Source organism: Virgibacillus halodenitrificans (genome assembly GCF_001878675.1).
Lineage (GTDB): Bacteria > Bacillota > Bacilli > Bacillales > Amphibacillaceae > Virgibacillus_Q > Virgibacillus_Q halodenitrificans.
On the sequence record NZ_CP017962.1, the window covers coordinates 1,936,740 to 1,951,103 of the forward strand.

Below are 14,364 nucleotides of genomic sequence, written 5' to 3' on the forward strand. Positions count from 1 at the left end.
GGAGGATTAAAATGAGCGACATTTTTTGGTGGGTCGTTTTTCCGTATATCTGTTTGGTTATAATGGTATTCGGAACATTATATCGGTTTGCTTTTCGTCAGCTAACATGGGCTGCTCCATCAACCGAATTTTTTGAAAAAAAATGGTTACGCTTAGGTTCTCCCTTATTTCACTACGGGATCATCTTTGCATTCATTGGGCATATTATGGGGATTGTATTGCCTTTAAGCTTTTACAATGCTATAGGTGTTACAAACCATCTTTACCATATAGGGGCTGTTTATGGTGGAGCGTTAGCAGGAATAATGGTAGTTGTTGGGCTTATTATCCTGCTTATTCGTAAGATTGTAATAGATCCTGTTCGTATACATGCAACCTTTGCTGACTTTTATTCAGTAATTGCTTTATTAATTATCTCAGGTATTGGGTTATATATGACACTATTTCAGAACGTAACACCTGAAGAATTTGATTATCGTTCAACGATTGGTCCATGGTTTCGAAGTTTGTTTACCCTTAATCCGAGTTACCAGTTAATGAGCGAGATACCTGTATTGTTTAAGGTTCATACTTTATTAGCCTTCGGATTATTTGCTTCTATACCATTTACGCGATTAATCCACTTTTATACAATTCCAGTAGCATATCCTGTTCGTTCACCTCAACAATACAGGTCACGAGCACAATATAAAAACAAATAATTAAGTATAGTATTTCTAGTTCGGGAGTTATTTCCCGAACTTTTTATTTATCTAAATCACTCTAAACAAGAAGGAATAGGTATATTTGTATTTCACAAGGGGAAATTAACGGTAATAATATACGAAGGAGATGTTACATAATGGAAAATTCATCGATTCCTCAATTCCCAGAACCTTATTGGAGAGAAAATAGTAAAATTCCCTCTTTTGATAAATTAAATGAATCCGTAAAAACAGACGTCGGCATCGTGGGAGGGGGGATCACAGGAATAACTTCTGCTTACTTACTCTCTAGACAGGGGTTGCAGGTAACTTTAGTAGATGCTGGTGTATTAGTTAATGGAACTACAGGCCATACTACAGCAAAAATCACAGCTCAACATGGGCTAGTTTATGATGAATTAATTAATCATTTTGGTGTAGAGAAGGCTACTCTATATTATCAAGCTGCTGAAGAGGCCAAGCAATTCATTGAAACGACAGTTAAAGAATTAGGCATAAATTGTGATTTTCAAAAAGAAGATGCCTATATATATACAAATGAGGATAATTTTATAAAACAATTGGAACTAGAAAAGAAAGCGTATGACCAACTAAGCATTTCCGGAGAACTTACAAATAGTATCCCTTTAGATCTTCCAGTCAAAGCTGCTCTAATTATGAAAGAGCAGGCACAATTCCATCCTATCAAATATTTGAAAGCTTTAGTAAAAGAATGTGTCAAAAATGGGGTTAAATTTTACGAAAACACAACTGCTGTAGACATTGAATATAATAAACATCCTTCTATTGTTATGCGTGATGGCAATCGGGTAACATGCAGATATGTGATAGCAGCATCGCATTTCCCATTTTATGATAAGGAGAGTTTCTATTTTAGCAGAATGTACCCCGAAAGGTCGTATTTGATTGCTATAAAAGCAGATCAGAATTTTCCTGGTGGAATGTATATCAATGCAGAATCCCCAACAAGATCAATTCGTGCGACTGAACATAATGGCAAGAAATTATGGTTGATAGGTGGAGAAAATCACAAAACAGGGCAGGGGATCCCTACAATGGAACACTACAAAGCTCTGTACAACTTTGCTGAAAATCATTTTACTGTTAAAGATTATCTTTACAGATGGTCAGCTCAAGACTTAACCACTTTGGATAAAGTTCCATATATAGGAAGGATAACCAAAAATGAAGATGCAGTCTTTATAGCAACCGGTTTCAGAAAATGGGGAATGACTAATGGTACCATCTCAGGGAAAATTATATGCGATCAAATATTGAACAAAGAAAACGTGTATAGTGAATTGTTTTCACCGTCAAGATTTCAAGCTGATCCATCTGTGAGAAAATTCATTAAAATGAATACAGACGTTGCAAAACATTTAGTAAAAGGCAAATTGGAATATACAAACTCGGATGTAAGCAAGTTAGAGCCGGATAATGCTCTGGTAGCTAGAATAAAAGGAAATCGTACAGGTGTATATAAAGATAAAGAAAATGAGCTCCATATGGTTGATACAACTTGTACACATTTAGGCTGTGAGGTTGAATGGAACTCAGGAGACCGCACTTGGGATTGTCCTTGTCATGGTTCGAGATTTTCATATACAGGAGATGTCATTGAAGGTCCAGCAAAAAAACCGTTAAAGAAAATTGAAGACCATAGCTAATAACAACGATCAACAATAAACTAGTAAATAATATAATACTTAAGATAGTAAATTTTAGTTTCATCTCACTATCTTAAGTATACTTTTATTATGAGACAACATTTATAAGTTTTGCACTAACTTCCGATAATATATATTATGTAAACTAGAAGAAGTAATAATTATTTCTTGATTCCTTCCCTTCTTGAACAATGTCTCTAACTCCCCCGGGAATACGCTATAAAAACTTCCACCTTCTCCAACATTTTGAAACACTTTCATTTATGATTCGTACTAATAGTAAATTATCGTAAAGAAGGTGAAAATATATGAAATATTCCACTGCAAGGTGGCTAACTCTTATTTTAGCAGCCATAAGCGTAATTTTAATTTCAACCTATTTTTATTTGGACTCAAATAATATGATGATCCCTTTTTTAGCTATTATTATTAAGCCTGTGATGTTGATATTATTATTTTCTTGCAGTACTATATTACTAGCCAATATAATAGCTTCCAGAACAGAAAGCGAAAAAATTTCAAGAAATCATTTACTAAATGCAATTGTACTAGTCATTAGCTTATTAACATTTAAAGTATTACTATCATTTTTAAATTAAGCTTAAGTTCTCTTCCGCTTCTTACTTGGTGAGCGTAAAAATCTTATCCTGCCAATAATAAAACCCAATCTAACGGTAAGATTGGGTTTTATTTAATACTTCTAACTAAACAAATCCATGCTTAAATATCTTTCTCCGGTATCTGGAGCTATACAAACAACGCGTTTTCCTTTGCCTAATTTTTTGGCAATATTAATTGCAGCATATATAGCAGCCGCAGCTGATGGCCCTACAAAAATCCCTTCGGTTTGTACTACTTTTCTAAACATGGTAATGGCTTCTTCATCACTAATTTGAATAATTTCATCGTATACTGATGTGTTTAATATTTCCGGAATAAAACCAGGACTTGTTCCAACTAACTTATGACTGCCAGGTTTACCACCAGACAGAACAGGTGATCCCTTTGGCTCAACAACAGCAATGTGCAAGCCAGGTAACTTCTCTTTTAAAGCTTCCCCGGTACCTGTTACTGTGCCTCCTGTACCAGCTGTACAAACAAATGCATCCAAGTTTCCTTTGGTTTGTTCATATATTTCCACTGCAGTAGTCGTTCGATGGATATCCGGGTTTGCTGTATTTTCAAATTGTTGCGGGATAAAGCTGCCTGGAATTTCCTTTTGTAATTCCAACGCTTTTTTAATCGCTCCCGGCATCTTTTCTTTGCTTGGAGTAAGCACTACTTCTGCTCCATATGCACGTAAGATATTCCTTCTCTCTTCTGTACTATTATCGGGCATGATCATTATGGCATTATATCCTTTTGCTGCTGCATTCATAGCAAGACCAATACCTGTATTTCCACTTGTTGGCTCAATAATTGTCGCACCTGGTTTAAGTAACCCTTTTTCCTCAGCTACTTTTATCATGTTATAGGCAGCCCTGTCTTTTACGCTCTTGCTAGGATTAAACATTTCTAATTTCACATAAACCTCTGCTGCATCTTCAGGTATAATTTTATTTAATTTGACGAGCGGTGTCTCTCCAATAAGTTCAGATATACTATCTACGACCTTCATAATAACAACCTTCTTTCCCATATAAACTTCCACTATTAATTCCGAGTTATTTACTAAACTTAATTTTATCATCTTGTTTTCTGGAGTTCAATTTTTATTGCTTACGTTTAGGGTACGTAACATAACAAAAAAATTAAAAAATGTATGTTTTTAATCTAAGCGTTTAAAATATTTGTAAATGAATGCAAACTATATTTTTATTAATAAAAATGTTTATAAAGGAGAACTTACAATGGGAAAGAACCAGCGAAACCATAGAGGAAATAACAATGCTAACAATCATAATATAGATAATGTAGAGTTCGCAAACGAGTTCTTTGATAAGTATAATTTAGAAAACACGTATAATAACAACCGTAATATCCGCCGTGATACTAAGAATGAGAACAATAAATAGTATTGTATATTAAAAGAAACCTGATTACCCCAGGTTCCTTTTAATAATTACGCAAGACGCTTGCGCTTTTCTTATTTATTAATTTTTTTCAAATCTTCCACAGCGGGACCTTCTACAACTTCTCCTGTAGCAGAAAATCTAGATCCGTGACAAGGACAGTCCCATGTATGATCGCCATCGTTCCAAGCTACGTCACAACCTAAGTGGGTACAAGATGTATCAAGCAAATGAATTTTTCCTTCATTATCTCTATATGCTCCAACATTTTCCCCATCCATTTCTACTATAGAACCCTCTCCTTTTCCAAGTTCCTCATAGGTCTTTGCTTGGCTAGCATCCTTATATTGATCAATTGGATTCTTTTCCTCTGCTCCTTCTTCCTTAATGGCTGCCATATTCCTTTGAGGGGAGAATAACTCTTGATAAGGATTTTCTCTATCTAGAATCAAATCAGCTATAACCTTTGCGCCGGTTACTGATGCTGCTAATCCCCACTTTGAAAACCCAGTCAAGGTATACATATGGGTTAAATCTTCATGTAATTTACCTACAAAAGGAATCCGATCGGAGGAAATATAATCATGAGAAGACCAATGATTCACAACTTCTATGTCACCAAAATGTTTTTCTGCAAATCTTACTAATTCATTGTAGCGTTCTTCAGATGATTTACCATCTCCAGTTGGGTGGCTTTCTCCTCCTACAAGGATATAATTTTCTTTCTCGTTGAATATCCCTCTCATTGTTCTCTTAGGTAGATCAGTGTTAATATACATCCCATCCGGAAATTCTTGATTAGATTTTATAGCTAGTGCGTATGAACTTTCCGTAGATAAGTTATTTGAATAAAATTTCTCCTCTGTTTCGTATACAGGGAAATGTGTTGCAACAACAACTTCTTTCGCAGTTACAGTATAACTTGAATCTGTTTTACAAATAACTCCTTCTTTTTCTTCTTTTATATCCATCACCCGTGTGTTTTCAAATACTCCCCCTTCATATTGCTTGATAAGTTCAACCATTGACTGTAAAAATTTAACCGGATGAAATTGCGCTTGATTTCGCATCATAATAGCAACTTCTATATCTAAGTTTAATGGGAGACTCTCAATAAACTCGCCCTCTATACCTAACTTTTCATAAGCCTTTGCTTCTTTTTGTATTGCATCACGATGCTTTGCTTTTTCTGTAAATACAAAAGCATCCTTTTCTTCCAACTCACAATCGATATTATTTTCCTTTGCTAATTCTTTTATTGTAGCAATCCCTTCCATATTTGCTTGATAATACAATTTAGCTGCTTCCTGACCATATCGATTAATTAATTCATCATAAATTAAATTGTGTTGTGCTGTAAGTTTAGCCGTTGTATAACCCGTCGTTCCACTAAATAAGTCGCGAGCTTCCAATAGAGCTACTTTTTTCCCTTCCTTTGCCAAATTATAGGCCGTAAGTGTACCAGCAATCCCTCCACCGACGATTGCAATATCAACCTTTATATTTTCTTGTAATTTTTCATAGCTTTTAGCTTTTCCTGTTTCACGCCAGTAAGATACTACTTCTTTTTGTAATTTTGTACTCACTTTAATAGCCTCCCTAAGTCTAAAATCTTCTTGTTAATTTAATAACCTAAAACCAACCTGCCTAAACGAAAATATGAAAACTTTAGCTCTGTACAGTCACTCAACCGAATAAATTTCCTTCATTTTCAGCAGGACTTCGATACCCCTCACCCACTCAAGGATACCCCTCAATTATATCTGTATACACATAGGGGTATATGCACATACCTGGTGTCCTGATTGAAGTTACTGTTAATACAAAGGGAATCGTTGTGAAATTTAACCTTTTAATAGGGGTATATAAAAAACCTCTTATGAACTAAGTTCACAAGAGGTTTCATTAAACTACAAAATATAATCTTAAACTAATATAAAGAGATATGTCAGATTACCGTATCTCATATTAATTTTGCCAGATTTTTAAATTCTAATTCACTGAATTTCTGTTCAATTATATTCCTATCATATTTCCAAAGTGCATCTTCTATTTCACAACGAATTGGCACATCGCATTTGATTTCTGCCAGTTCTCTAGATAGATGGAGCATATCCAGGTTATCACTTATTTTAGCTCGTATACCTTTAGGCAATTGTTCTATATTAGCCAATATTGCATCAATAGTACCATGTTCTTTAATCAATTTTAAGGCAGTCTTTTCGCCAATTCCTTTCACTCCAGGGTAATTATCAGAGGAATCGCCCATTAAACCCTTAAGGTCAACAATTTGATTAGGATGGATGCCCTTTTTATCGTAAAAATTATTCACGTCAAAAATTTCATAATTACCCTGGCCTTTCCTCATAATAGCAACACTTATTCCCTCATCAACAAGTTGAAGAATATCTTGGTCTCCTGTAAGAATTATTACCTGATTTTCTTCTGAATAAGCTTTTGCCAAAGTACCAATGCAATCATCTGCTTCATAATTAGTGATACCGATATTAGGCATGTTAAATGCCTCTGTTACTTCTTTTACAAGCTCAAATTGAGGAATTAATTCTACAGGTGGTTCTCCCCTGTTTGCTTTATATTCATTGTAAAGTTCACTTCTAAAGGTTTTGCTTCCCATATCCCAACAACAAATAACATGTGTTGGTTCAAATGTTTGGACCGCATCCAGAAAATATCTCAAGAACTGATATACTCCATTTGTAGGAATGCCTTTACTTGTCATCATAAAGTTCCCCCTAAATGCAGTCGCAAAAAAACCGCGGAACAGAAGAGCCATCCCATCAACTAATAATATATTATTTTTGTTCATTTTCATCCATCCTTATATCATGATTGGTTAAGATTACAGTTAAAGTTGATAGTTTTTGATTGATGATTTCGATATTTACATGAGAAGACATCATTTCCAAGTAACTATTTGTATGCTGCTGAAGCTGTTCCTTCATCTCGCGCTTTATTATAGTAACTAATTCCTTCCATTGGCTTAAATAATCCCGGGTCATCAATGACTTATTCTCGCTTAAATAACTACTGATCAGTGGCTCTAATTGTTCATAAATTTTATCTTTCATCTTTTCTTTTTCATTCTGTGCAAAGAATGTTTTCGTGTTTTTGAACATTGATAAAGCTTTATCAAATTGCTGCAAATCAACTGACTCGAAAGCAATAGAAAATACCGGAGTAGCTAAATCTGCAGCTTCGTATTTAGGAAAGGTTAATGTATCATCTATTGAATTAGTGGTTTTTATTAAATCATCATACATTTCTTTAGCCAAATTATTTTCCATCGCTTCCACACGCAAAGAAACCGCCCGCAATTCTTGAAGTAATTCATGGCCAACATAACCAATTAACTGCTCTAAACTTTTCCATAGCTGGACTTTGGCATCCTTACCAGATTCAGTAATTGTCGTTGGGTTAAATGTTTCCTTGAATAGATCATGGAATTGAATCGAAGTCCTTTCCAATACGTAATGGAGTTGTTTTTCAATTTTTTGGATAAGTTGATCTTCCTGAATAGTTGTATCTGTTTTGTCTATTATTTTCGTAACTGTTTTCTGTTTATCTTGCAATTGCAATCTAAATGATTCTTTTGATTGTTGATCCATATTAACAGACTCTTTGTAATGCGCCATATTCGTATAAGCCCGTTTCATATCCCAGATAGCTGATTGTGCTGTTAATGCTGATAAGTCTTGATGAATAAACTGATAAAATTCATTCTCAAAGAATTGCATGTCTTCATTGAGTTGGGATTTATTTTGTTTTTCCCTTAAAGCCAATTTACTAGACACAGGATAAAGTCTTGGAATTCTAATTCCAAGTTGAACTAATTGTTCTTTAACATAGTTCGTTACCATATTGATTTCTGTTTGGTTTTCTGCAAGGTCTGCTGCATTTACAATGAAGAACATTTTATCTAATTGAAAAGTGTCTTTTACTCTCCCTAGTTGTGTTAAGAAGTCTTTATCCGCTCGAGCCAATGCGTGATTATAATAAGTTACGTATAAAATTGCATCGGCATATTTGATATAATCAAAAGCTACATTCGTATGCCGAGCGTTTACCGAATCTGCACCAGGAGTATCTACAAGGGTGATCCCCTGTTGTGTCAAAGAGCAATCATAATAAAGATCAATCGACTCTATAAAGCTAGCTTTTGCTTCGTCCGCCACATAGGTGGCAAACTCATTGATTGAAACTGTTAAAGTGGATCCAATATATTCTTTAATATCTTCATATCCTGCTAACATAGCGCGTAAATAGGATTGATATAAATTACCGAGTTTTTCATGATGTTGGATATTATCCTGTTTAATCCACTCCAGTAATTCCTGAAAATCCCCTTCTTTAGAGGACACATTTTTGGTGATCAGTTTTACATCATTTTTTAACGTTTCTTCATTCTTAACTGTAATGACTACAGATCCATGCGGATATTTTTCACAAACCGGATTTATCCGATTTACCGTAGCTGTTGTTGGATTAGGTGAAACAGGTAAGACTCCCTCGCCTAGAAGGGCATTAGCAAATGAAGACTTCCCTGCACTAAAGGCTCCAAATAAAGCTATCGTGTAAGACTGATCTTCCAGCTTTTCCTTCTTTCGTTGTAAATCTTCTACTATACCTTGAAAACCAGGAGAATCCTTAATTGTTTGAATTACCTTCTCCACATTATCTATAATTTTTTCTGTTGTCATTGCTTTATGTTGTTTGTTTAACTCTGTGGGTACAACTGCAACCTTGTCATTCTCTCCAGTTGACTCAAAGCCGAGGGAATTCTCCTCTGCCATTTTAACTGTAACGTTGGAATCTTCAACAGCTTTCTTAATTTGCTCCCACGTTGCTTCTTCCACCTCATTTAACATAAGTTGTTTCTCTAATTGGTCCAACTTTTCATACAAATTATTTCGCAGGTTTTCTACTCTTAAATGTTGTGAATGTGCTTTTTTAAGCTCATTTAGCTTCTCTTCAATTTCCGCTATCTTTTGTTCATTTGCAGACACCTGTTGCTCTTTTATTCTCCCAATAAGATGGAGTGCTTCTCTCTTGTATCTGCTTTTTATTTCGTTTGCTACTTCATTGGTGTAGTTCAACACATATTCACCATTTACCTTTGCCCCAGGTTTTAGTTTTCCAATTATACTATCTTCAGTTAAAGAGATCCCTAGCTTTTGAACCATTTGCTGTAATGAAGTGTTGGAAAGCTTGTTTACCTTCAATAAATTGGTGAATTTATCACGTAATTTCCATTCAATCGCTGTTTCCGTGTTCTTCTGAAGGGCAGTTAGAAAGTTTTCCATTCTATTCTTTCTAGCTTCATCTGTTTTTCGTTTACTACTTAGAAAACCGACTTTAAAATCTGGTTGCCTGGAATGCAAAAACGCCTCTGCAATATCCCTAAGATCTGCTGGCATCAAATAAGCATTCTTTAATGTTTGATTCAATTCTTCAATAAACTGCTCTTCTACCTCCGCGGGTTCCTTCAAAAGGGCAGAAAGCTGATAATTGAGTTCTTCTATATGGTTAGTGTCTGGTGCCGAGTTAGCCTCACCATCAGATATTTCGATTTCCATTTCTTCATATTTTTCTTCAAGAAACCGTTTATGTCCTGCCATTATCTGCTTAACTGAAGGTCCAATAGTATAAATATCTCTACGTTTTCCATTTAAAAAAGCAAATAGTTTATTCTTTATAGCCTCAAATTGATTATGTTCTGCATTTGAATCTGTTAAAGAGGAAAAGAAGATTTTCTCTGGTGTAACACCCCATTGCTTAAATGTTTGTTCAATACTTTGTTGAAAAGCTTTAAATGTTAACTCTTGCTCATCGTGTTTGTCGATCTGATTAACGATAACGTAATAAGGTATAGACTTATCCTGGAGTCCTTTTAAGAATTCCAAATTGACTTCAGATTGCACATGATTATAATCCATTACATAGAAAACAATATCAACCAAATGTAAAGAACCCTCTGTCATAATCCGATCCGCATCATCAGCAGCATCTATACCTGGTGTATCGATTATATAACAGCCCGGGGGAATGATTTTTTTAGACGTACTAATATCAATCTGTTTAATAGCTTTCTTATCCTTGGAGTAAGCTTTGATACGATCAATGTCATAAGGTTCTGTATACTGTATCGGTTGCTCATGACGAAAATAAACCCTCGCATAACCGCCTCCTGATGTTATTCTTACGATGTTAGCACTTGTTGGAATTGGACTCTTAGGTAGTATATCGTCATCAAGAAGTGCGTTAATCATAGAGGATTTTCCAGCAGAAAAATGTCCAGCAAAACTAATCATGATCTCTTCTTTTTGTTGTTTTTCATATAAATCTAAGATTTTTTTAGCATTAAGTTCATCTTCATTATTTATCATTAATCTATATAGAGCTGCCAAATGATGAAGCTTTATCTCTCTATCTATTTTTTCTTTTAAAAACACAACATTCATGTCCCTTCCTCTGTATCATCTAGCGTCTATTATACGGAATAAATAGCAGTTTTGCTACCTTGTTTATGAAAAGCCAATAAGTACATATAGTTCTTTGGACGGCTACTGGATCGTATTTTGGTTTTTATATCAGAAAGAAAAGTCCCTTACAGAGAAGACAGTTTAAGCTCCTGCTACACGAATTAATCGCCTTAAATAAAATTATATGCAACTGCAGGTAAATTGAAGTATTAAAAAAACCAGCCAAAATACAGCTGGTTTAGGGAGAAGAAGTTTAAGCATCATTATCAAGATTGCGATACTGTCCTCCATAAAAGAGAATTGGATTTCCATCTTTCATATCTATTTCTGTAACCTCCGCAATAAAAATCATGTGATCCCCCGCAAGAGCTTTTTCTTTTATTTGGCAAGATAATGTTGCAATGGAATCTTTAATGACCGGTACACCATCTTGTTGAGAAAATTTAATTTCTCTATCTTTCTCCATTTGCTTTGCAAATATCATGGATAATTCTTTTTGTTCCTCTGATAATATACTTAATCCAAACTGCTCTGTTTCTTGTAAAATTGTATACATACTTGCCTTTTCATCAATTGATATAGCAATTAGTTTAGGATCTAAAGAGACAGACATGAAAGCATTAACTGTCATTGCCTTAATATCATTCTCAAAATCGGTTGCCACCACTGTAATTCCAGTTGCAAACTTTCCCATAACATCACGAAATGTACGACTATCCATAATCATTCCCCACTTTCCTTTTATTGCTTATAGTTCAGCGTATCATTATTTAAGCAAAAATTGAATAAAACTGCCTTTCAGTTTACATAATATAATTACGGTCTACTAAAATGATGCATGATCAAACAAACGTTCGCACATAGTAAAAACCGAACATTATTCGAAATTTGTATAGAAATATTTCGAACTAGTTCGGCTAGATTGGTCAAAGAATATAATTTATTATAATATGCGAAAAGACTTTTCACGAGCGAAGAAATAACATCCCGGTTACGTTTAACTTAATAGTTATTCTATGCATTACTTCTACGATCGGTTACCTGCCTAAGCTGGATTATTTAATTTCAGCTATTTTTTTGCAATTTATTATTTCAATAAATCTTATTTTTAAACAGGATATACACCATGCTTTCGATCCGTAAAGCTAACATTTTTTGCATCATAAATAGAAAAACGTTGGATTAATTCCTCTCTTAAACGATTCGGATCAATCACTGCATCAACAACCATCTCAGATGCAAGCCTGTAAATATCGATGTTTTCTTTGTATTCATCCTGTTTCTCTTTAATAAAGGCTGGTCTTTCATCTTCAGGCAGTTCGGCAATTTTATTAGCATATACTGCGTTGACAGCTGCTTCAGGCCCCATAACTGCAATTTGTGCGGTCGGTAGAGCAATACAACAATCTGGCTCAAACGCTGGTCCGGCCATTGCGTACAATCCAGCGCCATAAGCTTTTCTTACAATTACCGATATTTTGGGTACTGTAGCCTCACTCATAGTTGCGAGCATTTTAGCTCCATGTCGAATTATCCCAGCTCTTTCCACCTTTGTTCCAATCATAAATCCAGGTACATCGACGAGAAAGAGTAGAGGGATATTAAAGGCGTCACATAACTGTACAAATTTAGCAGATTTATCGGCCGAATCAGGGAAAAGAACTCCGCCCTTCATCCGTGGCTGGTTTGCAATAATGCCTACAGATTTCCCATCTACTCTAGCTAAACCAGTGATTAATTCAGGTGCGAATTTCTTCTTAATCTCACAAAAGCTTCCCTCATCAATTATTTTTTTAATAAGATCATGCATATTAAACGGGGCATTTTGATTCTCAGGAATGATATCTTTAATGGACTTTTCTATCGTTTGCTCTTTTTTAGGTTCGATTTGGGCTGGCTTGTGTCTAAAATTCTTTGGAAAATAACTTAAATAGTTTTTTGCATATGCAATCGCATCTTCTTCCGTTTTAACTAATACATCACCAACGCCAGAAACAGAACAATGCATTTTTGCTCCGCCCATTTCTTCCAAACTAACTTTTTCACCAATAACTTTCTCTGCCATTCGTGGGGATCCCAAATACATAGATGCATTACCATCCACCATAATAACTATATCACTAAATGCAGGAATGTAAGCTCCGCCAGCGGCTGATGGACCGAACAACAAACAAACTTGCGGAATACGTCCAGATAATTTGATTTGGTTGTGGAAAATTTTCCCTGCTCCACGTCTGCCTGGGAACATCTCTATTTGATCTGTGATTCTCGCACCGGCTGAGTCCACCAAGTAAAGCATTGGTATTTCCATTTTTTCGGCTGTTTCTTGAATGCGGATGATTTTCTCTACTGTTCGTTTCCCCCAGGAGCCGGCTTTTATAGTAGAATCATTTGCCATAACACAGACATCCTGACCATGAATTTTCCCAATACCGGTTACAACTCCATCCGCTGGTAAAGATCCATCCATACAATTAGCGAAGAAAGCATCTTCAACATTTAAGCCTTCGTCAAATAACAATTCTAATCTTTTTCGAACAAATAATTTACCTTTTTCTTCGTTTTTTTGATGATACTTTTCAAGACCGCCTTTCTCTATATTTTCTATTTTATTTTGTAATACTTCAATATACGACATACAATACCTCCTGAATTATACCCCTTTATACAATGGTTTCCTCTTTTGTTGAAAGGCTTCTAACCCTTCCAACCTATCTCTAGTCGGAATTGTTTCCTTATAAGAAAGATGCTCGATGAGTAGCCCGGTAGTTATGTCTGTTTGCATTCCATGATTAATCGCTATTTTAGCCTGGCGCAGGGCAACAGGGCCATTTTGGGCAATTTTTTTAGCGATCTCCAATGCATCTTCCAATAATTTTTCCTTATCTGAAAGCTGTTCTACCAACCCGATAGAGAGCGCTTCGTCCGCAGTTACAGGCTTGGCAGTATAGATTAAGCGCTTTGCCTGACCGACCCCAATTAGACGAGGTAATCGCTGGGTACCGCCAGCTCCTGGTATGATTGCCAACGATGTTTCTGTAAGCCCCATCTTTGCATGTGCAGCTGATATCCGAAGGTCACATGCTAATGCAAGCTCCAGACCACCCCCAAATGCAACACCATTTATGGCTGCAATCACTGGACTTTTCATTTTTTCAACCGATTGGATCGTTGAGCCTATATAACTGACAGCTTCAATAACCTCCGAATCTGTCATTCCCTTCCGTTCCTTTAAATCAGCACCAGCGCAAAAAGCTTTTTCACCAGCACCTGTTATAATGGTACAGTAAATATCCGGGTTGTTATTTACTTTGTCTATAACATGATTTAACTGGTCAAGTAAATCTTTCGATAATGCGTTTGCTGCTTGAGGTCGGTTAAGGGTTAATACGGCGATATGTTGATCAACCACCTCTAATGAAATGAGTTCCTTCATAACTGCCTCCTTATCAGAATCTATATATGAAGAGAGAATCATAGA

Annotated in this window: 10 protein-coding genes; 3 read left to right on the plus strand and 7 right to left on the minus strand. The window is 35.5% G+C overall.

Annotated elements, in window-relative coordinates:
* Nucleotides 1-11: 11 nt before the first annotated feature.
* Nucleotides 12-701, plus strand: coding sequence for a respiratory nitrate reductase subunit gamma (gene narI, locus BME96_RS10205; protein ID WP_019378449.1), 690 nt, complete (start codon nucleotides 12-14; stop codon nucleotides 699-701).
* Between the two features lie 140 nt (nucleotides 702-841).
* Complete coding sequence (locus BME96_RS10210) at nucleotides 842-2,371, plus strand: FAD-dependent oxidoreductase (RefSeq protein WP_071649020.1); 1,530 nt, start codon at nucleotides 842-844, stop codon at nucleotides 2,369-2,371.
* Between the two features lie 700 nt (nucleotides 2,372-3,071).
* On the opposite strand, the gene cysK is transcribed toward BME96_RS10210, so the two are convergent.
* On the minus strand, nucleotides 3,072-3,989 hold the full coding sequence (gene cysK, locus BME96_RS10220) for a cysteine synthase A (RefSeq protein ID WP_071649995.1): 918 nt from the start codon (nucleotides 3,987-3,989) through the stop codon (nucleotides 3,072-3,074).
* Nucleotides 3,990-4,221: 232 nt separating this feature from the next.
* Between cysK and BME96_RS19860 the strand changes: the two genes are divergently transcribed.
* Nucleotides 4,222-4,386, plus strand: coding sequence for a hypothetical protein (locus tag BME96_RS19860; protein ID WP_162985601.1), 165 nt, complete (start codon nucleotides 4,222-4,224; stop codon nucleotides 4,384-4,386).
* A 71-nt stretch (nucleotides 4,387-4,457) separates the two neighbouring features.
* Here the strand turns inward: BME96_RS19860 and BME96_RS10225 are convergent, their stop codons facing one another.
* The 6 genes from BME96_RS10225 to BME96_RS10250 all read right to left on the minus strand — a co-directional run bounded on the left by BME96_RS10225 (nucleotide 4,458) and on the right by BME96_RS10250 (nucleotide 14,319).
* Nucleotides 4,458-5,969 (minus strand): FAD-dependent oxidoreductase, encoded by a 1,512-nt coding sequence (locus tag BME96_RS10225; RefSeq protein WP_071649021.1) that lies wholly within the window; start codon nucleotides 5,967-5,969, stop codon nucleotides 4,458-4,460.
* Nucleotides 5,970-6,346: 377 nt separating this feature from the next.
* Nucleotides 6,347-7,210, minus strand: a complete 864-nt coding sequence (locus tag BME96_RS10230) for a 5'-3' exonuclease (protein WP_083547457.1) — start codon at nucleotides 7,208-7,210, stop codon at nucleotides 6,347-6,349.
* Complete coding sequence (locus BME96_RS10235) at nucleotides 7,197-10,862, minus strand: dynamin family protein (protein ID WP_071649023.1); 3,666 nt, start codon at nucleotides 10,860-10,862, stop codon at nucleotides 7,197-7,199. The genes BME96_RS10230 and BME96_RS10235 overlap by 14 nt, the downstream gene beginning before the upstream one ends.
* Before the next feature lie 274 nt (nucleotides 10,863-11,136).
* On the minus strand, nucleotides 11,137-11,604 hold the full coding sequence (locus BME96_RS10240) for a flavin reductase family protein (protein WP_026041470.1): 468 nt from the start codon (nucleotides 11,602-11,604) through the stop codon (nucleotides 11,137-11,139).
* A 387-nt stretch (nucleotides 11,605-11,991) separates the two neighbouring features.
* On the minus strand, nucleotides 11,992-13,521 hold the full coding sequence (locus BME96_RS10245) for an acyl-CoA carboxylase subunit beta (RefSeq protein ID WP_071649024.1): 1,530 nt from the start codon (nucleotides 13,519-13,521) through the stop codon (nucleotides 11,992-11,994).
* Between the two features lie 15 nt (nucleotides 13,522-13,536).
* Nucleotides 13,537-14,319 (minus strand): enoyl-CoA hydratase, encoded by a 783-nt coding sequence (locus BME96_RS10250; protein ID WP_071649025.1) that lies wholly within the window; start codon nucleotides 14,317-14,319, stop codon nucleotides 13,537-13,539.
* Nucleotides 14,320-14,364: the final 45 nt, after the last annotated feature.

What these genes read in the sequence shown, in the direction of transcription:
- BME96_RS10250 (WP_071649025.1), bottom strand. Translation starts at nt 14,319, where the DNA reads ATGAAGGAACTCATTTCATTAGAGGTGGTTGATCAACATATCGCCGTA.
- BME96_RS10245 (WP_071649024.1), bottom strand. Translation starts at nt 13,521, where the DNA reads ATGTCGTATATTGAAGTATTACAAAATAAAATAGAAAATATAGAGAAA.
- BME96_RS10210 (WP_071649020.1), top strand. Translation starts at nt 842, where the DNA reads ATGGAAAATTCATCGATTCCTCAATTCCCAGAACCTTATTGGAGAGAA.
- BME96_RS10240 (WP_026041470.1), bottom strand. Translation starts at nt 11,604, where the DNA reads ATGGATAGTCGTACATTTCGTGATGTTATGGGAAAGTTTGCAACTGGA.
- cysK (WP_071649995.1), bottom strand. Translation starts at nt 3,989, where the DNA reads ATGAAGGTCGTAGATAGTATATCTGAACTTATTGGAGAGACACCGCTC.
- BME96_RS10235 (WP_071649023.1), bottom strand. Translation starts at nt 10,862, where the DNA reads ATGAATGTTGTGTTTTTAAAAGAAAAAATAGATAGAGAGATAAAGCTT.
- BME96_RS19860 (WP_162985601.1), top strand. Translation starts at nt 4,222, where the DNA reads ATGGGAAAGAACCAGCGAAACCATAGAGGAAATAACAATGCTAACAAT.
- narI (WP_019378449.1), top strand. Translation starts at nt 12, where the DNA reads ATGAGCGACATTTTTTGGTGGGTCGTTTTTCCGTATATCTGTTTGGTT.
- BME96_RS10230 (WP_083547457.1), bottom strand. Translation starts at nt 7,210, where the DNA reads ATGAACAAAAATAATATATTATTAGTTGATGGGATGGCTCTTCTGTTC.